Annotated in this window: 17 protein-coding genes; 14 read left to right on the forward strand and 3 right to left on the reverse strand. The window is 40.1% G+C overall.

Going from position 1 to position 21,822, the window contains the following annotated elements; translation table 11 throughout:
- Positions 1–5: 5 nt before the first annotated feature.
- Positions 6–1,085 carry a YeiH family protein gene (locus PR834_RS00565; protein ID WP_004253142.1) on the reverse strand — a complete coding sequence of 360 codons (1,080 nt, stop codon included), beginning with the start codon at positions 1,083–1,085 and terminating at the stop codon, positions 6–8.
- Between the two features lie 194 nt (positions 1,086–1,279).
- Between PR834_RS00565 and yieE the strand changes: the two genes are divergently transcribed.
- The 9 genes from yieE (at position 1,280) to dld (ending at position 13,536) form a co-directional block, all read left to right on the forward strand.
- On the forward strand, positions 1,280–2,143 hold the full coding sequence (yieE, locus tag PR834_RS00570; RefSeq protein ID WP_004253145.1) for a DNA-binding transcriptional regulator YeiE: 864 nt from the start codon (positions 1,280–1,282) through the stop codon (positions 2,141–2,143).
- A gap of 406 nt (positions 2,144–2,549) precedes the next feature.
- Entirely contained in the window at positions 2,550–4,040 is a 1,491-nt protein-coding gene (locus tag PR834_RS00575) for an amino acid permease (RefSeq protein ID WP_004253146.1), read from the forward strand.
- Between the two features lie 250 nt (positions 4,041–4,290).
- The gene (locus tag PR834_RS00580; protein WP_172974367.1) at positions 4,291–5,427 is read left to right on the forward strand and encodes an ABC transporter substrate-binding protein; all 1,137 of its coding nucleotides are present in this window, start codon (positions 4,291–4,293) and stop codon (positions 5,425–5,427) included.
- A 19-nt stretch (positions 5,428–5,446) separates the two neighbouring features.
- A complete protein-coding gene (locus tag PR834_RS00585; RefSeq protein ID WP_004253151.1) occupies positions 5,447–6,541 on the forward strand; it encodes a FecCD family ABC transporter permease in 1,095 nt (364 codons plus the stop codon).
- A complete protein-coding gene (locus PR834_RS00590; protein WP_094960415.1) occupies positions 6,535–7,323 on the forward strand; it encodes an ABC transporter ATP-binding protein in 789 nt (262 codons plus the stop codon). The genes PR834_RS00585 and PR834_RS00590 overlap by 7 nt, the downstream gene beginning before the upstream one ends.
- 269 nt (positions 7,324–7,592) lie before the next feature.
- Positions 7,593–9,560: a ligand-gated channel protein gene (locus PR834_RS00595; RefSeq protein WP_094960416.1), complete on the forward strand. Its 1,968-nt coding sequence runs from the start codon at positions 7,593–7,595 to the stop codon at positions 9,558–9,560.
- A 349-nt stretch (positions 9,561–9,909) separates the two neighbouring features.
- Positions 9,910–10,122 (forward strand): hypothetical protein, encoded by a 213-nt coding sequence (locus PR834_RS00600; RefSeq protein ID WP_004253162.1) that lies wholly within the window; start codon positions 9,910–9,912, stop codon positions 10,120–10,122.
- Positions 10,112–11,497, forward strand: a complete 1,386-nt coding sequence (locus PR834_RS00605) for an APC family permease (RefSeq protein ID WP_004253165.1) — start codon at positions 10,112–10,114, stop codon at positions 11,495–11,497. Before PR834_RS00600 ends, PR834_RS00605 begins: the two co-directional genes overlap by 11 nt.
- 299 nt (positions 11,498–11,796) lie before the next feature.
- Positions 11,797–13,536, forward strand: a complete 1,740-nt coding sequence (gene dld / locus PR834_RS00610) for a D-lactate dehydrogenase (protein ID WP_272536308.1) — start codon at positions 11,797–11,799, stop codon at positions 13,534–13,536.
- Between the two features lie 72 nt (positions 13,537–13,608).
- Here dld and sbcB read toward each other — a convergent pair whose 3' ends face one another.
- Positions 13,609–15,036 (reverse strand): exodeoxyribonuclease I, encoded by a 1,428-nt coding sequence (gene sbcB, locus PR834_RS00615; protein ID WP_036957613.1) that lies wholly within the window; start codon positions 15,034–15,036, stop codon positions 13,609–13,611.
- A gap of 347 nt (positions 15,037–15,383) precedes the next feature.
- Between sbcB and PR834_RS00620 the strand changes: the two genes are divergently transcribed.
- A complete protein-coding gene (locus PR834_RS00620) occupies positions 15,384–16,667 on the forward strand; it encodes an MFS transporter (RefSeq protein WP_004253175.1) in 1,284 nt (427 codons plus the stop codon).
- 124 nt (positions 16,668–16,791) lie between these two features.
- On the forward strand, positions 16,792–17,124 hold the full coding sequence (gene tmaR / locus PR834_RS00625; RefSeq protein WP_004253179.1) for a PTS system regulator TmaR: 333 nt from the start codon (positions 16,792–16,794) through the stop codon (positions 17,122–17,124).
- 66 nt (positions 17,125–17,190) lie between these two features.
- Here tmaR and PR834_RS00630 read toward each other — a convergent pair whose 3' ends face one another.
- Positions 17,191–17,880, reverse strand: coding sequence for a helix-turn-helix domain-containing protein (locus PR834_RS00630; RefSeq protein ID WP_036958098.1), 690 nt, complete (start codon positions 17,878–17,880; stop codon positions 17,191–17,193).
- A 210-nt stretch (positions 17,881–18,090) separates the two neighbouring features.
- On the opposite strand from PR834_RS00630, the gene PR834_RS00635 reads away from it, so the two are divergent.
- From PR834_RS00635 to PR834_RS00645, 3 genes are read left to right on the forward strand one after another with little or no spacing between them, the layout of a single operon-like run.
- The gene (locus PR834_RS00635; RefSeq protein WP_196724963.1) at positions 18,091–20,421 is read left to right on the forward strand and encodes a molybdopterin-containing oxidoreductase family protein; all 2,331 of its coding nucleotides are present in this window, start codon (positions 18,091–18,093) and stop codon (positions 20,419–20,421) included.
- 2 nt (positions 20,422–20,423) lie between these two features.
- On the forward strand, positions 20,424–20,972 hold the full coding sequence (locus PR834_RS00640; protein ID WP_272536309.1) for a 4Fe-4S dicluster domain-containing protein: 549 nt from the start codon (positions 20,424–20,426) through the stop codon (positions 20,970–20,972).
- Positions 20,973–20,974: 2 nt separating this feature from the next.
- A complete protein-coding gene (locus PR834_RS00645) occupies positions 20,975–21,790 on the forward strand; it encodes a dimethyl sulfoxide reductase anchor subunit family protein (protein WP_112307904.1) in 816 nt (271 codons plus the stop codon).
- The last annotated feature ends 32 nt before the right edge of the window (positions 21,791–21,822 follow it).

Raw genomic sequence — 21,822 nt, forward strand, 5'->3', positions numbered from 1 at the left:
ATATGCTAAAAAATGCTTTGAATCAGTATGTTAATTAAGAGCCCACCGACAATCAACCAAACAAACAGGATAAGTGCCATCAGTAATGGCTTAATACCCGCTTGGCGAATAGCACTAACATGGGTAGTTAACCCTAAAGCAACCATTGCCATAGCCAGTAAAATCGTATCCAAGGCTATGATTTGTTGTACGAATACATGGGGCAGTAAATTGAGTGAATTGAAACCTGCGACAACAATAAAAAATACGGCGAACCAAGGAATCGTAATTTTACTTTTCTGAGTGTTTGTTGTTTGGTTTGCGGCTGTTTTACGGCTTAAGAAAGCCGATAAAATAATCAAAAAAGGCGCAAGCATCATTACACGGATCATTTTGGCGATGACAGAGGCATTTTCTGCGTCAGTACCAATAGTGTGGCCTGCTGCAACAACCTGTGCAACTTCATGTACTGTTGAACCGATATAAATCCCAAAAGTTTCTTCTGTTGCAGGAAACCAGCCAAAGTGCGCATTTAACTGGTAAATCCAAGGATAAACAAAAATACAAATAGTCCCAAAGATAACAACCGTTGATACGGCAACTGCAACTTTACTTGCAGAAGCTTTCACCACGGGTTCAGTAGCCATGACTGCGGCTGCGCCACAAATGCTACTACCTGCACCAATCAATAACGTGGTTTCTTCATCAAGACCGAACACTTTTTTACCTAGCCAATATGCTAATAAAAAAGTTGAGGTTAATGTTAAGGCATCAATGATAACCCCTGTAGCACCTACATCCGTAATTTGTTGGAAAGTAAGGCGAAAACCATACAAAATTATACCCGCACGGAGAAAATAGTGCTTAGCAAATTTAATGCCGGCATCACAAGATTGACTGGCTACGGGGTAAAAAGTATTCCCTACAATAATTCCTAATAAGATTGCGAGGGTTAATGCACCTAAGCCGATATCCATAAACCAAGGTTGGTCACCTAGGTAAATTGCAATAGCAGTCAGAATACCAGCTAAAATAATACCGGGTATCAGTTTTAATATAGGATTTAGGTTATTCCGCTCAAGGGTGCTGGTGTCACTTTTATTCATGATAATGCTCTTTATTACCGCTTATAAGATTTAGTAATAAGGATATAACAAAATCAATAATAATTTAAATTGATTGTCTTCATATAATCTACCACTAAAATAGATTAGAAAGTTTCTTCTGGAATATTGCAAATAAATCGTTAATATTAACATTATTATTACAAATACTAAAAATCACGTTGGGGCTTACCTTTATGCGAATTACACTTAGGCAACTTGAGGTTTTTACGGAAGTATTAAAGAGTGGCTCCACGACGCAAGCATCTCAGTTATTAGCGCTTTCACAATCTGCAGTCAGTGCGTCGCTAACGGATTTAGAAGGTCAATTAGGCGTTCAATTATTTGACCGTGTGGGTAAACGACTTGTTACTAATGAGCACGGAAGACTTTTATATCCAAAAGCGTTAGCGTTATTAGAGCAAGGGTTAGAAGTTGAGCAACTCTTTAAAAAAGAGATGGGCGCCGTGCGTCTTGCTGCCAGTACAACGATTGGTAATTATATTTTACCCGAAGTCTTAGCGGGGTATCGTCATGACCACCCTGATATTCCTTTAGAGCTTTTTATTAGTAATACAGAAGAAATTATTAAGGCAGTCATGGAATTTAGGGCGGATGTTGGGTTAATTGAAGGTGTTTGTCATAGCCCTGAATTAATTTCTAAAGCATGGTTAAAAGATGAGCTCGTTATTTTTGTTTCCCCCCAAAACCCATTAGCGAATAAAAAAGTCTCTTTAAAAGATTTGCGTGACGCGCCTTGGATTTTGCGTGAAAGGGGGTCAGGTACACGGGATGTCCTTGACCAACTATTATTTGCACATCTTCCGGGCTTTCATATTTTGATGGAGCTAGGAAATTCAGAAGCTATCAAGCATGCAGTTCGTTACGGGATAGGTATAAGCTGTTTATCACGTCGAGTGATCGAAGAACAATTAGAAAATGGCTCTCTAGTCGAATTAAAAATAGACGACCTTCATTTAGAAAGAACGCTATATTTGATTTATCACCGTCAAAAGCATATTTCAAGCGCGATTACTAATCTTCTGTCTTACTGTAATTAAAAATCCTCGTCATCTTTTAACCTGTCGCGTTGTTGGCTGCAATCGACGACCCAAGTCACATACTAATGTATGCTCCTTGGATAGTCTCAATTGCCGCCTAGCGACACGCTAAAAGCTATAGAGGATTGCAGTGAATGTGTTGCACTAGTGATAGGCTATCGCGTTGTTGGCTGCACTTTTTATGTGCCTTGAACAGTCACATTTGCCGCTACAGACACGATAAATAGAATAAAACGTCGTCCTCTTATTAAGAGGGTATACTGAATTTTTTGAGATAACGCGTTTTACTTATAATTTTGTATGAATTATGAAGGTATCTTATAACAGTGAAGAGTTGCTTAGTTCTCACAGTCTATTTTGCTAGAATCCATGCGATATTAGCTGAATAATAAAATACAGGGAACAAATGTCAGAACAACATACCAATACTATCTCGCAGGGCGGCCCACAAAGACTACGCCGTGAGTTAAAGGCGCGCCATCTTGCGATGATTGCTATCGGTGGATCTATCGGTACCGGTTTATTCGTTGCATCCGGTGCAACGGTTGCACAAGCAGGCCCCGGTGGAGCACTCCTTTCTTATGCTATCATTGGCTTAATGGTCTATTTTTTAATGACCAGTTTAGGTGAATTAGCCGCTTATATGCCTGTCTCAGGCTCATTTGCAACCTATGGTGCAAAATATGTCGATGAAGGTTTTGGTTTCGCACTAGGGTGGAACTACTGGTACAACTGGGCTGTAACAATTGCAGTTGACTTAGTTGCTGCTCAATTGGTGATGACCTATTGGTTCCCAGATACCCCAGGTTGGATTTGGAGCGCTATTTTCCTTGCGATTATTTTCTTACTGAATTTCATCTCTGTGAAAGGGTTTGGTGAGGCGGAATACTGGTTCTCATTAATAAAAGTCACCACAGTCGTTATTTTTATTGTTGTTGGCGTATTAATGATTTTTGGCATCATGAGCGGTGCGGAAAATGCCGGGTGGCATAACTGGGAAATTGGTGATGCACCTTTTGCGGGTGGTTTTTCAGCAATGATTGGCGTGGCAATGATAGTTGGGTTCTCATTCCAAGGAACTGAATTAATCGGTATTGCTGCGGGGGAATCGAAAGATCCTGCCAAAAATATTCCCAAAGCAGTACGCAAAGTATTTTGGCGGATATTGTTATTCTATATCTTTGCAATCTTAATTATTAGTTTGATCATTCCTTATACTGATCCAAGCTTACTGCGTAATGATGTAAAAGATATTAGTGTGAGTCCATTCACTTTAGTATTTGAAAATGCAGGTTTATTATCTGCTGCTGCGGTGATGAATGCGGTTATCTTAACGGCAGTATTATCGGCAGGTAACTCGGGTATGTACGCATCAACGCGTATGTTGTATACCTTAGCGCGTGAAGGTAAAGCACCACGTATTTTCGCTCGTTTATCTAAAGGTGGCGTACCTCGTTATGCGTTGTTAGCAACGACGGTTATTGCGGGCTTATGTTTCTTGAGTTCCATGTTTGGAAACCAGACGGTGTACTTGTGGCTATTAAATACATCGGGGATGACAGGGTTTATTGCTTGGTTAGGTATTGCAATTAGCCATTATCGTTTCCGTAGAGGCTATATTGCACAAGGGAAAGATCTTAATGACTTACCTTATCGTTCAGGTTTCTTCCCAATTGGTCCTATTTTTGCCTTTATTTTGTGTTTAACAATTACATTAGGCCAAAACTACCAAGCCTTTTTAGAAGATAAAATTGATTGGGTAGGGGTTACGGCAACTTATATTGGAATTCCGTTGTTTTTAGCAATTTGGTTTGGTTATAAGATAGTGAAGAAAACAACGTTTATTCGCTATAAAGATATGAGCTTTCCAAGTTACCGAGAAAATTTAGATAAATAATATTCTTAGAATATCTATCATAAAAAACAGCACTCTTTATAGGGTGCTGTTTTTTTATATATAGCGCAACAAACCTGCATTTTGGCGGTAAAATAGGCTGAATGTTTGGCTTTACGATAATGGTCACAGAATTCCATTGATGAAAGTCATGATTAAACTAATAATCGTATTGATAAGTATTCTTATTTGCTTTATTGTTACCGCATAAAAAAAAGGTAAGTCAATGAGGTTAATAGTGGAGCTTAATACTATGTCGTCGGTAGCCAAGAAGTCTGTAGCTAGGTCGGTAGTAAAAGGAATAGGTTTAGCGTTATTAGCAAGTGCCAGTATGAGCGCTTGGGCTGCAACAGTGACTGATATTGCAGGCCGTACTGTTGAGGTTCCTGATAATGTTAATCGCATTTTATTAGGTGAAGGGCGCCTGTTTAGTGCAATAGCTCTGCTGGAAGGTGATAAACCTATTGACCGAATTGTCGGTTGGCAAGGTGACCTTCGAAAACTAGACCCTCAAACCTACGCTGTTTATAAAGCTAAATTCCCTGAAATTGACAATATTCCACTGATTGGTAATACCAGCGCAGATAGCGTCAGTTCAGAAAAAGTATTAACCCTAAACCCTGATATTGCGATTTTTGGTTTGTCAGGCCATGGGCCGGGTAAAAACAGTGAATTAGTTAACCAGCTTGAGAAAGCCGGCGTGCCTGTCGTATTTGTGGATTTCCGTGATAAACCACTGGAAAACACATTACCAAGTATGCGTTTACTTGGTAAAGCGTTGAACCGCGAACAGGCAGCAAATAAATATGTCGATTTTTATGAAAGAAACCAAAAATTAGTCACTGATATTACTTCTAAAATACCAGAAGATAAAAAACCAAGTGTTTTTATTGAATTACGTGCTGGTGCTTTTGAAGATTGCTGTGGTACCGCTGGCGATGGAAATATGGGGAACTTTATTGATTTAGCTGGTGGTAAAAATATTGCTAAAGGCGTTTTGCCGGGCGCGCTTGGTACGATGAACTTAGAGAAAATCATTGCTGCGGACCCAAATATTTACATTGCATCTGGAGCAAAAGCACCGGGAAGTAAAGATGCAGGCGTTCAATTAGGGGCGCAAAGTTCATTAGCTGATGCGAAAGAAAGCCTGAAAAAAATAACTGAACGTAAAGGAATTAGCTCGCTATCAGCTATAAAAGATAAGCAAGATTATGCTATCTGGCACAATTACTATAACTCTCCATACAATGTGATTGCGACACAAGTTTTCGCCAAATGGTTTTACCCAGAACGATTTACCGATCTTGAACCGCAAAAAACACTGGATGAATTACATAGAGAGTTTCTCGCTATCGAACCAACAGGTGTATATTGGGTCAGCGAAAAGTAATGAAAATGGGTAAGAATTGATGAGTATTACGAGCGAGCCAATAGTTGCGGCTGAAAAAGCAGCGATTCAGGCTGACAACAATGTAAAACAACATTATCAAAATATGTTGCGTCGTCGATTGACATGGATAGCTGTTATCGTCGCTGCGATTTTATTATCACTGGTTATTGATTTCACCTTAGGTCCTTCAGGGTTATCCCTTGAACGCTTATGGCAAACCTTAATGACCCCAGAAGCAGTTGATGCAGGAACTCGAGTCATTGTTTGGGATATCCGTCTGCCATATGCATTGATGGCCGTGGTGATTGGTATGTCATTAGGACTTGCTGGTGCTGAGATGCAAACGATCCTTAATAACCCGTTAGCGAGCCCATTTACACTAGGGGTATCTAATGCGGCGGCTTTTGGTGCCGCATTGGCGATTGTTTCAGGGATTGCAATTCCAGGCGTGCCTGACCAATGGGTAATATCAGCCAATGCCTTTATTTTTGCATTATTAGCAGCCTTGATGTTAGACGCGGTAACTCGCTGGACGCGTGTAGCAACCTCAGGTGTCGTATTGTTCGGTATTGCACTTGTGTTTACCTTTAATGCATTGGTTTCTATGATGCAATTCATCGCAACAGAAGATACCTTGCAGGGTTTAGTCTTTTGGACGATGGGCAGTTTATCAAAAGCAACATGGGTAAAACTTGGTGTGATGGCATTGGTTTTCGCGCTTGTTTTCCCGGTTGCCATGATGAGTTCATGGAAATTAACGGCTTTAAGGTTGGGTGAAGATAGGGCGATCAGTTTCGGTATTGATGTGCGCCGTTTAAGGCTAACAACATTATTACGTATTAGTATTTTATCGGCTTTAGCGGTGGCGTTTGTGGGGCCTATCGCCTTTATTGGTTTAGTCGCACCGCATATTGCAAGGTTGATTTTTGGTGAAGATCACCGTTTTTATCTGCCAGCAAGTGCATTAATTGGGGCGTTAATCTTATCAATGGCCTCAATAGCGTCGAAGAATATTATTCCGGGTGTGATTATTCCTGTTGGGATTGTGACATCGTTAGTGGGTGTGCCGTTCTTCTTAAGCATTATTTTACGTCATAGGGGGAACGTATCATGAGTGGCCTGATTATTAACCAATTTAATGCAGGTTACCCAAAGCGCCCCGTAATTGAGAACCTATCGACGGATATCTTACCTCGCGGCAAGATAACAGTATTACTTGGCCCCAATGGTAGTGGCAAATCCACATTGTTGCGTTCCTTGGCGGGGCTAAATAAAGCCACAGGGCAGCTGCTACTGGATGGCCAGGACTTAACTCAACAGAGTTTTGCCCAGCGAGCACAAAATGTGGTGTATTTACCGCAAACGTTACCTGCTGGTGTGCACTTGTATGTTCTCGAGTCTGTTATTGTTGCTCAACGTGCTTCAGGTGGTTTAAGCAATGAGAATAGTAAAGACGAAGTGATGGGGTTATTACGTCAATTGGGTATTGAACATTTGGCGTTAAGTTATTTAGACCAACTTTCAGGTGGTCAAAAACAATTAGTGGGTTTGGCACAATCTTTAATTCGTCAACCCAACTTATTGTTATTAGATGAACCTTTAAGTGCACTGGATTTAAATTACCAATATCATGTGATGGATTTAGTCGCGAAAGAAACGAAGCGTCGAAATATAATCACGGTTGTGGTGGTTCATGATATTAATATTGCACTCAAACACGCAGAACATGTATTAATGTTGAAGCAAGGTAATTTAATTGCACAAGGTGAACCTGCTGAGGTAATTACCCCTGAAAGCCTTGCTGAGGTCTATGGTGTACGCGGTCGTATCGAACGTTGTTCGCAAGGTGTTCCGCAAGTCCTAATAGATGGGTTGGTTGATAAATTAGCAAGTTAATATCGTAATAGAATAATGTGCTTGCAGCACTCGGCAAGCACATTAAATAAAAATAAAATGAGAGGATGTAATATTAAAAAAACAAATTAAATATTAATTAATAGTAATTACCCACAGGAAATTTAATTGAATTATATAATGGTTTTTTACCATGGATTTCCTATGGGTATTTAAATACCCCAATAATAAAAAATATTTTTTGATTCAATGAAATCAATGTGAGCAAATCAATTCATATATAAAACAAAATATCTCTTGGAGAGTTGGGAATGGTTGTTTTTAATAAAAGAAAAGTGGCAATTAGCATAATTGCGGCTATTGCTGCGGCACCTGCATTTGCTGATGACAGTAAAGATAAAATCTATGTAACAACAGCATCAGGTTATCAACAGAAAATTGAAGATGCCCCTGCGTCTATTTCTGTAGTAACTCGCGAACAACTCGAAACTAAAGCTTATCGTGATGTGACTGACGCATTAAAAGATGTACCGGGTGTTTTAGTCACTGGAGGCGGCAGTAGCTCAGACATCAGCATCCGTGGTATGGATGCTAAATACACCATGATTTTAATCGACGGTAAACGCGTTGATACACGCAGCACTCGTCCAAATAGTGATAATTCAGGTGTTGAACAAGGTTGGTTACCGCCATTACCTGCGATTGAACGTATTGAAGTGGTACGTGGTCCTATGTCGTCGCTGTACGGTTCGGATGCGATGGGTGGGGTTATCAATATTATCACTCGTCGTGTGCAACAAGAGTGGACGACCAGTTTACGAGCAGATACTACACTGACTGAACGTAAAAATTCAGGTAATACAGGGCAAGGCAGCTTCTATACATCAGGGCCATTAATTGATGGCTTATTAGGTGCTAAATTACAAGGCCAGTATTCACACCGTGGTGAAGATAAATATGAAGGTGGTTTTAATCGTCAAATTATGACAAGTGGTGGTGGTACACTGTCATTAACTCCTGATGATAAAAATACCTTTGATTTAGATTTCAAAAAAGATAATCAGCATCGTGATTCACGATATGGCTATTCAAGAAGTAGCACTGCAAAAACTGAGAATAAAGAGAAATTTGAAAATACACACGTCGCCTTAACACATTATGGTTTATACGACGGTTTTTCTACAGATACCTATATTCAGCATGATGAAGCTAAGAATATTGGTCGTAAAATGACATCAAAAGATACGACTATGCGTAATCAAAGCGTATTTTTACTGGGCGATCATAGTCTAAGTCTTGGTGGGCAATACCGTAAAGAAAAATTGGAAGATGAGCAGAATAAGTTAAAGGCTAGTTCTCTAGACAGATACAGTTGGGCATTATTCGCAGAGGACGAATGGTTAATGACCAATGATTTTGCGTTAACAGGTGGTATTCGTATGGATAAAGACGAAAACTACGGTACACATTGGACTCCGCGCTTATATGGTGTGTGGCATCTTGATGAGCAATGGACGGTTAAAGGTGGGGTTTCAACTGGGTATAAAGCACCTGATTTACGCCAATCCTCTGCAAATTGGGGGCAAGGTACAGGTGGCGGCCAATCAAATGGCGTCATTTTTGGTAACCCTAGTTTGAAACCAGAAAAAAGCGTAACTGAAGAAATTGCGGTTATTTGGAATAATCAAGAAAACTTAACAGCAAGTTTAAGTATTTATAATACTGATTTTAAAGATAAAATTACTGAAATTACACGTTGTGATAACAAAGATAGTAGTAATAAATGTAGTACGTCAAGTAATCCAATAAATCATAGTTATGATTTTGTCAGTGATCGCACTAATATCGGTAAAGCTAATATGCGTGGGGTTGAGGTTACGTTTAATTGGAATATTTTGGATAATCTAGCGTTCACAAATAACTACACCTTCACTGATACTGAACAAAAAAGTGGTGTAAATAAAGGTAAAGCACTAAATAAACAGCCAAAACATATGGTTAACTCAACATTGACTTGGGATACAACTGAAGACTTACAAACTTGGACTCGAATGAACTTTAGGGGTAAAACATCCGATTACCAAGGCCGTAGACAAGCAATGAGTAAAGGAACCCCATCATATGCATTATTTGATCTAGGCGCGAGTTATCAATTAAATAAAAATGCGAATTTAGTTGGTGGTGTCTATAACGTCTTAGATCGTCGTATTGATACTGCAAACTACGGTGCCGAATTAGAAGGCCGTCGCTACAATATCGGTATCAACTACAACTTCTAATCGAATAATTAATCTCGATTAATCCAAACCCTTTGGCTTCTACCAAAGGGTTTTTTGCTGATTAAAACCATAAGAAAAAAAAGATATAAGCAGATAGAGGAAAAAGTCAGAAATAATCAAAATTTCTCATGGAAAATAGGGTGATTTGTTAACAATTTAACTTGCTATTTGTAGTTATGGCGTGCAAAATGCGCGAACTAAAAAATAACTGATGCTTAATCAAATGAAGCATCGGTTTTTTTGTTTTTAGGAACGTTCATTCTAGCGGGGCCGGACATAGAGCCGGAGAGATAATTTTAATATTTACGTGTAGCAAACATTTTACGCTACCGATTTGAGGAATGCTTTTATGGCTTACTTTTTCGCATTCGCAGCAGGGCCAGGCGCTGGCGGCTGCCGTATCGATGACTACGGGGCTCTCGGTGGCTTCGCTCACACGCCTTTCTCCCTTTCTTCGTTTTTCTCTGCCTATAGGCAGATGCAAAGTCTTCCCAGTAACTGTCGATTAAGCCGAAGTAGTATGCAATCGAAAGTTATGGGAGGGCTTAGACGTGCAAAATAACACACCAATTCCATTAGACATCGGTCACAATCAAACGGGTGCGAATAACCGCGTACAACTTGCAAAAACCTTAACATTGGTGCAAGTGGTCATGATCGGTATTGCGTATATCCAGCCAATGACGATATTTGATACCTTCGGAATGGTATCAGATAAAACCGGTGGACATGTTCCAACTTCATACATTATTGCACTTGCTGCGATACTGTTTACTGCTCTGAGCTATGGTAAATTGGTGAAACGTTTCCCATCAGCCGGTTCAGCGTACACTTATGCCCAAAAATCAATGAGCCCACATATTGGCTTCTTGGTGGGTTGGACATCCTTGCTGTCCTATATTTTTATGCCAATGATCAACATCTTATTGGCTAAAATTTATTTACAAGATATCTTCCCTAATGTTGAGCCAGCGATTTTTGTTGTGGGATTAGTCATATTAATGACAGCAGCAAACTTACGCGGTATCAACGTGATAGCGAATTTAAGTACCGTGATTGCGATTATCCAAATTGGGGTAATGGCGGTCTTTACGGGCTTAGTGATTCACGGCGTTTCAAATGGTGAAGGTTCAGGTGAGATTTGGACATTTAACCCATTTGCTAATGAAAAAACCGAAGTGATCCCGCTTATTGCTGGGGCAACAATCCTTTGTTTCTCATTCTTAGGTTTCGACGGATTAAGCTCACTGTCAGAAGAAACACCTAATGCAGGCAAAGTGATCCCACGTGCTATTTTCTTAACCGCGTTAATCGGTGGAATTATTTTTATTACTGTGTCTTTCTTCTTACAGCAGTATTTCCCTGATGTTTCACGTTTTAAGAATATTAATGAAACACAGCCAGATATTATGCGTTTTGTTGCTGGTGCATTCTTCCAGTCAATCATTCTGGTTTTCTCATGTGTTACGGTATTAGCGTCAGGTATGGCGGCTCACGCAGGTAGCGCACGTTTAATGTACGTTATGGGGCGTGATGGGGTATTCCCAGAAAAAGTGTTTGGTTATGTAAGCCCAACATGGCGTACTCCGGCATACAACGTACTAATGGTTGGTTTCTTGGCATTAGGCGCTATCTGGTTTGAAATGGATTTTGCAACCGCGTTAATTAACTTTGGTGCGTTAATCGCGTTTACCTTTGTTAATATTTCGGTTATCAGCCAATTCTTTATTCGTGAACGCCGTATGACAGGGTTCAAAAATATCCTGAATTACTTGATTTTGCCTGTTATTGGTACACTGACAGTGTGTGTGTTATGGCTGAATATCGAAGAAGACTCAATGGTTTACGGGTTGGTTTGGACGGCAGTTGGTTTGGTCTATATGGCTGTACTGACACGTATGTTTAAGCGGCCTATGCCGCAAATGAGCGACGTTTAACAATATTCTTCATATTTCGCGCTGTAGCTGCGTTGCGTTCTCAAAACGATCATGGGTCACATACTTATGTATGCTCCCCATGATCGTTTTGCTCGGCGCCTTGCTACAACACGAACTATTTTGAATATGTCCAGAATTAGATTCAAAAATAGCGCCTTGAGGCGCTATTTTTTTATCCGTTAAGAATTATTTAAGATAAAGCGTGTAGCCTATTAACATCATAATATTATGTGATATTGTTGTTACAACGCATAATGCAGAACTATGATAATCACGAATTCGATTAATAAGGCACACAAATGAATGATGCAAAGAAACCTGAGAATCAACGGTTATTACTGACGCTTAGGAATATTGTTGGCAAAAAAAATATTTTAACAGAGCCACATAAAACAGAACGTTATCGTAAAGGCTTCCGCTCTGGTATGGGGGATGCAATCGCGGTTGTATTTCCAACAACATTGCTCGAACAGTGGTATGTTTTCAAGGCGTGTGTTGAAGCAGACAAAATTGTCCTGATGCAAGCGGCTAATACAGGGTTAACCGAAGGGTCGACACCGAGTGGCTATGACTATGATCGCGATATCGTCATTATTAGTACGTTGAAATTAAACCAAATTCAAGTTTTACCGGAATTCAACCAAGTCATTGCGATGCCAGGGAGTACTTTGTACGACTTGGAGAAAATCTTAAAACCATTAGGGCGTGAACCGCACTCTTTGATTGGCTCTTCTTGTATTGGAGCTTCAGTTGTGGGTGGTATTTGTAATAGTTCTGGCGGTTCATTAGTGCGTAGAGGTCCCGCCTATACTGAGCTTGCTCTTTATGGCCGAGTCAGTGACGATGGAAAAGTGGAGCTTGTCAATCACCTAGGTATTGATTTAGGTAACACACCAGAAGAAATCCTGACGAATTTACAAAATCGTGGCTATAGTAGTGAAGACGTACAAGTTAGCGATAAACTCGCTTCTGACCATGAGTATGCAGAACGCGTTCGTGATGTCGATGCAGATACACCATCACGCTTTAACGCGGATGAACGTCGTCTATTTGAAGCATCAGGGTGCGCAGGAAAATTAGCCGTGTTTGCGGTTCGTTTAGATACCTTCCCTGCCGATAAAAAAACACAGGTATTTTATATCGGTTCAAATAACCCTGACGTTTTGGAAGATATACGCCGTTATATTTTAAGTGAATTTAAAAACCTGCCAGTTGCAGGTGAATATATGCACCGTGGTTGCTTCGATATAGCAGAAGTTTATGGTAAAGATACCTTTTTAATGATTGATAAATTTGGTACTGACAAAATGCCAATGTTTTTCACTATTAAAGGGCGTATTGATGCAGTATTAAATAAAGTCCCATTCCTGCCATCAAATCTGATCGACCGTACTATGCAGGTTCTCAGTAAATTATGGCCTTCCCATTTACCACCACGTATGAAAGAGTTTCGTGATCGTTATGAACACCATTTAATGTTAAAAATGGCCGGAGATGGCATTGATGAGGCTAAAGTTTGGCTAAAATCTTATTTTGCAAGCGCCGATGGCGGCTATTTTGAATGTACACCAGAAGAAGGGGCAAAAGCATTTTTACACCGCTTTGCCGCTGCTGGCTCCGCTGTTCGTTATCACGCTGTTCATAATAAAGATGTGGAAGATGTATTACCTCTCGACATTGCTTTACGTCGCAATGATAGAAATTGGTTTGAAACATTACCACCAGAAATTGAAAAGCTATTAGTTCATAAATTATACTGCGGTCATTTTATGTGCCATGTTATGCACCAAGACTATGTCTTGAAAAAAGGCGTTGACCCGAAAGAACTAAAAGAAAAAATGTTAGCTTTATTAGATGAAAGGGGGGCTCAATATCCTGCGGAACATAACGTAGGGCATTTATATAAAGCCCCAGAACAATTAAAATCATTTTATAAACAATCTGACCCAACAAATACAATGAACCCCGGTTTAGGTAAAACAACTAAACGCAAAAATTGGGAAGGGGATTGTGGCTGCGCTCATACTCATGATCATTAATGAACGCGTCATATAAATAACAAAAGGCAGGTATTGGGAAACGTTTCAATATCTGCCTTTTTTATTACTAAATTAACTGGCGAGATCTCTCGCATAGCTAATCAATGCTTTTAATTGTTGGCAACGCTTTTCATCATGTTGATGCTCTACAAGTAATAGCTGTATTTGTTGCATATATTCTGTTAAACGCTCTTCACTAAAGTAGTCTCTACGGTGCTGTAACCAGCGTTGCTGCTCATCATAAGACAAGGTGGCAGGGTAGTTACGTGCTTTATAGCGAAAGAAGAGCTCTTTCATGCGCTTATCTTCAAAACTGAGTTCCAATGCAGGCAAGTTCTGTGGCGATGTTTCACGAATAATATCCATGGTTGAGCGGTCAGAAGGACTAAAGAATCCATTATAAATTTGTGTATCGACATCATCCGACTCTGTAAATACTTGTGGTTCGCTAAATAACTCAATTAATTTATTACGAATTTCAGGGTTCTTGCGTAAAGTTTCCAGATTGCGCATACACAAGTCACGGTCAACACCGGTTCGTTCCGCATCTTCAGGGCGCAGTGTTTTTTCTGGTGCTAAAATAGGGCACTTATTAATGTGAACGAGTTTTACAGGAACGGGAGAAGCGCCTGCCAATTCAGCTTTAGGTGTATATAATCGGGTACGCAATTGTTGAACATCTAACTCAACTAATGGTGAGATATCAGCAGATAAATCACACATAATAACGGCATTTTTGTTGTCAGGGTGCCAAGCAAGAGGAGCGACTAAGCTGACATAAGAACGTAATGCACCAAACATACCAGACACATGAACTAGTGGTGTTATTTCTACAATATCAATAAGTTGACTTATTTTGTTTTTATTTCTTAATTGATAAAAATAATCAAACATTCTGGGTTGAGCGGCTTTCAACAGTTTGGCCATGTTAATGGTGGCTAAAACGTCAGACATTGCATCGTGAGCATTTTCATGAGCAACACCATTCGCTTTAGTTAAATGTTCTAAACGCATACTCGGCAGGCCATCTTCATTCTCTGGCCATTGAAGACCTTCAGGGCGAAGCGCAAAACAGGCACGCAAAGTGTCGAGTAAATCCCAACGTGAATTTCCTTGCTGCCAACTATAGGCATACGGGTCATAAAAATTTCGATAAAAAATATTACGGGTAACTTCATCATCGAAACGAATATTGTTGTAACCCATAATGCAGGTATTGGGGACACTAAAAGCCGCATGAATTCGTTTAGCAAACTCGGCTTCATTAACGCCTTGAGATAATGCGACCTGTGGGGTGATCCCAGTGATCATGACGGCTTCAGGTTGCGGCAAATAGTCATCAGCTGGAGCGCAATAAAAAACCTCTGGCTCTTCAATGATATTAAAATCAAGGTCGGTGCGGACGCCTGCAAATTGCGCTGGCCGATCAAGAGCAGGGCGCTTACCAAAAGTTTCATAGTCATGAATAAAAAAAGTAGGTTGTTTTTTATTATCTTGCAACGTTTTCACCATTTCGATGGTTATATAGTAGATTGATAGTGGTTAATTTATTGGTATTCACTATACATTGTTGATTAATGATACCTTATCTACTGTGAAAGCTAAACCAAGGCTATCTGATATTGAACTGGCGCGATTGATAGTAGTTTAATTTGATAACTCGATAGAATATTTTACCCTGCAGGAGGTCGTTATCTTAAATTATAAGTATTGTGATAAGCGTCACATATATTAATTGTTAACGTTAACATTGGTGATTAACATCACAATTAATAGGTGATTTTGTGGTTTGTAATTAATGTTAACCTTAACATTTCATCAGGATAATTTTTGTTAGGTGATGAAATATGAATCGTGGTTCAAGAAAGTATTATGCCTCTTTGAGTGCATTATTGTTTTTTTTCTTTTTCACCTGGTCATCAACATTTTCTGTCGTTGCAATCTGGCTGCGTAAATATGTTGGTTTAGATGGCGCAGATACTGGGGTTATTTTCTCTTGTATTTCGATTGTGGCGCTTTGCGCGCAACCACTTTATGGATTCATGCAGGATAAATTAGGGTTACGAAAAAATTTACTATTATTTATTGCAGTATTACTGATTGCATCAGGGCCATTTTTTATGGTTTTTGGGACGTTGCTAAAATGGAATGTATTTTTAGGCAGTGCAATTGGTGGCTTATTTATTGGTATGACCTTTCACGCAGGGATTGGGGTGCTTGAGTCTTATACAGAGAGGGTCAGCCGATTACGTAATTTTGAATATGGTAAAGCGAGGATGTGGGGCTCATTGGGTTGGGCGACAGCTACCTTTTTTGCCGGGCGTAACATTAACGTGAACCCTGATTACAATTTTATTATGGCAACTGTTTCAGGCCTATTATTTTTAGTTATTCTATTGAAATTAAAAACGGCAAATACGGATGCTTATAATAGCCTTGAACATGGTAAACCTTCTACGATAACCGTGAAAGACGCTCTACAATTGTTTGTACAACCTCAATTTTGGGCTTTAATATTATTTGTATTAGGAACCTGTATATACAGTGTATATGATCAGCAATTTATGGTGTATTTTGCTCATCAATTTCAGAATGAACAATTAGGTAATGAGATGTACGGTTATCTAAACTCATTGCAGGTTTTCTTGGAAGCAGGGGGGATGTTTTTAGCACCATTTATCGTCAATCGGATAGGTGCTAAAAATGGGTTATTATTTGCGAGTTCAGTGATGGCGTTACGCATTATTGGTTCAGGCTTAGTTGATGGTGCAATTATGATATCGATAATGAAATTACTGCATGCCGTTGAACTCCCGATTCTTTTAGTCGCGATTTTTAAATATAACAGCCTTCATTTTGATAAACGTTTGTCATCGACACTTTATTTGGTTGGCTTTAGCTGCATGAGCTCTGTAGTTGCAAGTATTTTATCGCCATTAGCTGGCTGGGGATACGATCAAATTGGTTTTGCTCATACTTATCTCGTCATGGGGGGATTTGTGATTATTACGACAATATTATCTGCATTTTGTCTCAGAGGTGACGGGACAGGTAATCAAGAAATCGGAAGTAAAGATCAGAGAAATAAGTTTGATAAAGATCACTCTGATAATTTGGTCGTTAAAGTATAAAGTGAAATCAAGTTTCAGCGGAATAATTTGATAAATATGCGAAACGGGCTTGTAACACGATAGGATTAGAATGTATTGTGTTAATAGATAATGCGTTTTGAATATTGACTAGAGGGTTTTAAACATGGACAACGCTAACAAGCCGTCTTTCCAAAATGTTCTGGAATTTGTGCGTATGTTTCGTCGCAAAAATAAAATTCGTCGTGAAATCACCGACAATGAGAAAAAAATTCGTGATAACCAGAAGCGTGTTTTGCTACTGGATAACTTGAGTGAATATATAAAACCAGGCATGTCGATTGAGGATATTCAGGCAATTATTGCGAACATGCGTAGCGATTATGATGATCGTGTTGATGATTATATTATCAAGAACGCTGAGCTTTCCAAAGAGCGCCGTGAAATATCTAAAAAACTCAAAGAAATGGGTGAATTGCCTCGCATCGATGTAAAATAATCAACTTATAAAGCCGAGATAATCTCGGCTTTATTGTTTTTGAGTTATTATCATGAAGGTTTGTTGTTATAAATTTAGTTTATTAACTTGTTTGATTAATGCAGTTGCTAATCTTTCCATTTCATTTTCTGCAATAAATCCCATCGTCACTGCGGCAGCAACAAGCTGACCTTCGCCATTAAATACAGGACAAGCAATAGATTGCGCTCCGGGAATACCTTCTGTTGGTTGGTAACGGATAGCATAACCTTGTTGGGTCACTTTATTAATTTCGTCTTGTGAATAGGAATTAGAGCCAAATTGGCCATCAAATGCTGAATAAACCAGCCCTGCCGCACTTTTTACGACAGGCAATGGCGTGTTAGGTAAAAAGTCAATTTCAATATTTTTAAAGCTACGATTATATTTAACCAAAGAAAGTGCTTTCCCTAAGCGGGTGGCAACACCTGTTGAGACATTTTGTTCATCACGAAATTGAATCAAAGCATTATTAATAGTGTCGATATAAGAGTCTTCAGGTTTAACAAAATTGGCTAAGAAGGTTAAATTTCGGCCTAAGCCATAACGGCTAGTTTGAATGTCTTGATACAGCATTTGTGTACGGCATAGTGAAACAAGATATTTATGTAGCCGACTTTTTGATATCTCACAGCCTTTTGAAATATCCGCTGCGCGCGCAATACCTCCATTCTGAGCAATATAATTTAAAATGCTTACGGCTATATCAACAGAATTAACACCTTGCAGAGTAGACATACATAAACCACCTAAATTTAACAAGTTTGGGTATTTTACCATGAGTTGCCTTGTGCTGCTAACGACCCGACGTGACAAACAAATAATCCGAAAGCGGTAGTACGTTATTACCTATAAATAGATAGAATTATTGATGCTACTCAAGTTCACTTTTGGTGAATAGAGTATATATATAGTGAACTTTAAAAAGCAATGTCGAGGTTTACTATAATGAAAACTATAAATTCACTACGTTTGAAACGCCGAACTCTGCTCAAAGGGCTTGGTGTTGTGGGGTTGGCGAGTATTGCTCCCTGTTCTTATACACAAGAAAACAGCAATCAACCCTTACCTAAGGTGCGACTAAAATTGTCGGACTACAAAACATTTCGGTCAACTTGTGCAATGGAGTGTTTACATTGCAACCTAACTGCATATACCTATCAAGGTAAGCTGATGAAAATACAGGCGACTGAAGGGTTTAATGTCAAATGTTGCTTGCGAGGTATGAGCCGGACTAAATGGGTCTATCATGAGCAACGCATCAAAACCCCATTACTGCGAGTCGGCGAAAAAGGTAAAGCGGAATTCAAACCGATAAGCTGGGATGAAGCGCTGGATCTTATCGAAAAAAATATCAGAGAAACCATTGATAAATATGGTAATGAAGGGTTATTTATTTCCACGCATGCAGGGAATATGGACTCTATCAAGAATGATATGGGAAAAGCCTTTTTTGATTATTTAGGCGGAGCAACGAAACAGGCGGGTTCATTGTGTTGTTCAGCGGTAACAGCAGCGATGATCCCAATGCTAGGTTTAAGGTATGCAGATACCCGAGATACGATAGCCGACAGCCGCTATATCTTGTGTTGGGGAAATAACCCTGCTGTTACCATGCAAGCCTATTTTAAAAATTATAACCAAGCGAGAAGAAATGGTGCTCGACTAGTGGTTATTGACCCGCGCTATAGTGAAACCGCGGCAAAAGCAGACGAGTGGGTCCCGATTATTCCAGGGACGGATACGGCTTTGGCATTGGGAATGATCAAAATCATTATTGAAGAAAACCGAATAGATGAAAACTTCCTTAGAACACATACAGGCGCTGTTTATTTAGTTGACACCAATCAGAAACAAGTTAGGCAAAATAATGATGATAAGGACAGTTATTTAGTTTTCGACATATTAAGCAAACAATTAGTTCGTCATGATTCATCGGGTATTAAACCGGCACTATTCCAACATGAACTTCCTGAAGATTTGGGGTATACCACGGTTTTTGAGCAAATTTATCAACAAGCTAAACCATGGGATGTTGCTCGAGTCAGTGAAGAAACGGATATTCCAGCGGAAACTATCGTACGTCTTGCTCGGGATTACTCATCAATAACACCTTCAATGATTGTGCAAAATATGTCAGGAGCACAGCGAACTGAGCACGGTGCTTATGTTGCAGGAAGTCAATTCTACCTTGCATTACTCACTGGCAATATCGGTAAACGAGGGGCGGGGGTTTGTGATGCCGGTGGAGCTCGGCAAATGGCTAACTTTAGTCCAATCGTTCCTCCTGCTCCGAATGTGAAAAATATTCCACCTATTCCGGTGGCGAAAGTTGGCGATTTTATCGTCAATGAAAAGCCGCATCCGATTAATTTTTGGTGGATTATGACAATGGGGGTTATGACCCAATTACCGAATACTAACAAGGTTCGGGAGGCTCTGAAGAAAGTTCCATTTGTGGTAGTGGCTGATAATCTCATGAGCTCAACAGCGTTATATGCAGATTTAGTCCTACCTGTTACAACGATTTTTGAAGATACAAGTTTGATGGCGGGGGTACGTAGCCAATATGTTCAATTAATGGAACAAGCCGTCGAACCTGTTGGTGAAGCAAAACCCGATTATTGGATTTTCGCCCGGCTAGCAGAGCGTTTCGGCTTTGGAGATGTATTCAATAAGCCAATAGAACACTACATTGATGCCTGTTTAGTCGGTTCAGGCATCACTCGTCAAATGTTAGAAAAAGGCCCAGTACGTCCCGTAGAAGGAGACTGGATTCCTTTCAAAGACGGTATTTTTAGAACATCGACTAAAAAAGCGCACTTGTTTGTTGAAGATTGGCAAAAGAAAAATTTCTCACCTGTCGTCGCTTACTACCAAGTGACTGAGTCTGTTAAAGGTTCACCTGAATTAGCCAAAAAGTATCCATTAATGGCGGTTCAGCGCAAGTTAGCGCGTAGTGTGCATTCAAGTCATGGAATGAATGAATGGATTCTGGAAGTACAACGAAACCAGCCGAATGTTTTAATTCACCCAGAAGATGCTAAATCTAGAGGTATTCAGAATGGGGAATGGGCAATCACCTTTAATGACCGAGGAGAGCACAGAGCCATTGCTGTTGTGACAACGCATATTAAAAAAGGCGTGATTTCACTGGATAACGGCTGGTGGGAGCAGCAGGGGGGAAGCAGCAGTCATGTCACGAATGACCAAGTTGAACATTTGGGAACAGGGCACTGCTGTAATAGTACGTTAGTTGATGTCAGAAGGGAGGCGTAATCATGGTTAAGCAATATGGTTTTTTGATAAATACAAAAGATTGCTATGGTTGCCGTACTTGTTCAATGGCCTGTAAATCCGAAAATGTCACCCCACCAGGGGTTTTGTGGCGTCGAGTTCGCGAATTTAATGATGACTCATCGAATGCCCAAGCATTTATTACGATGTCTTGTAATCATTGTGATGATCCTCAATGTTTGAAAGTCTGCCCTGCTGACACCTATACCAAACGGGCGGATGGCATAGTCGTTCAAGACCATGAAAAATGTATCGGTTGCCAGATGTGTATCATGGCTTGCCCATATCATGCTCCTGTTTTTGATCCTGCTGAAGGGAAAACGAGCAAGTGTAATATGTGCGCAGAACGGTTAGATGAAGGGCTACTACCAAGGTGTGTGGAGTCTTGCCCGACGGGCGCTATTGAGTTTGGTGATATTACCGAGCTACGTAAAAAGCACACGACAAATTGGGCGGTACTGGAGCAGCGTTATAATATGCCCGATCACACAATTAGTAATCCAAATATTGTGATTATTGGGATGGAGGACTAATCATGGATATTAAACATATGGAACTCCCTCTGGTATTTTTTACAGTGATGAGCCAGTGGGGGATCGGGGCAGTTCTCGCATTAACTATTTACCAAATGAAAGCCAGTCAAGAGTCCCTATTATCAGGGCCTGTATTGCGTCGAGCAGTGCTATTGATATGGTTGATTGAAGTTATTGGCTCATCGATGTCAATGGGGCATTTAGGTGTGCCTCTTGAAGCATACCGTTCCGTTTTGGGGTTAAGCCATTCATGGTTAAGCCGCGAGGCCGTGACATTTGTATTATTAAATGGCGTTGTCACGTTATGGGCTCTATCTTGCTGGTTGCAACCCACAGTAAACATGCGCAACACGATATTAGGCTGGGTAAGTGGGATTGGAGGATTAGCCGCTATACTTGTCACAGCACAAGTTTATTATCAAATGGTCGCTCACCCATTATGGCATACTCCGGCAACACAAATCGCATTTATAGGCAGTGCAATTGTCCTTGGTTTTAGTCTAGTGGCCTTATTTGTTATTGGGCAAGGAAAGCCATTACCATCGTCAATTAAAGTCGGTGTGCTTATAGGCGTTGCATTGGTATTAATCGCGCAAATCATTCGCCTGCAATTACCTGCAAGCCAAGGTGGAAGCTATTTGCTGTGGTGGCAAGTTGTGATGAGTATGCTATTGCCTTGCATTGTGGCGATGAAAGGATATAAGAAACCGCCATCGGCGATTTTAATTGCCTTAGTGATATTAGCCATATTTAGCGGTGAATTAGCGGGTCGTGCCTTGTTTTATGGAGCGGTTATGATCCAAGCTCCTTGGTTCTAAAAATCCTCGTCATATTTCGGCCTGTCGCGTTG

Source organism: Providencia sp. PROV182 (assembly GCF_028480325.1).
Taxonomy (GTDB): domain Bacteria; phylum Pseudomonadota; class Gammaproteobacteria; order Enterobacterales; family Enterobacteriaceae; genus Providencia; species Providencia hangzhouensis.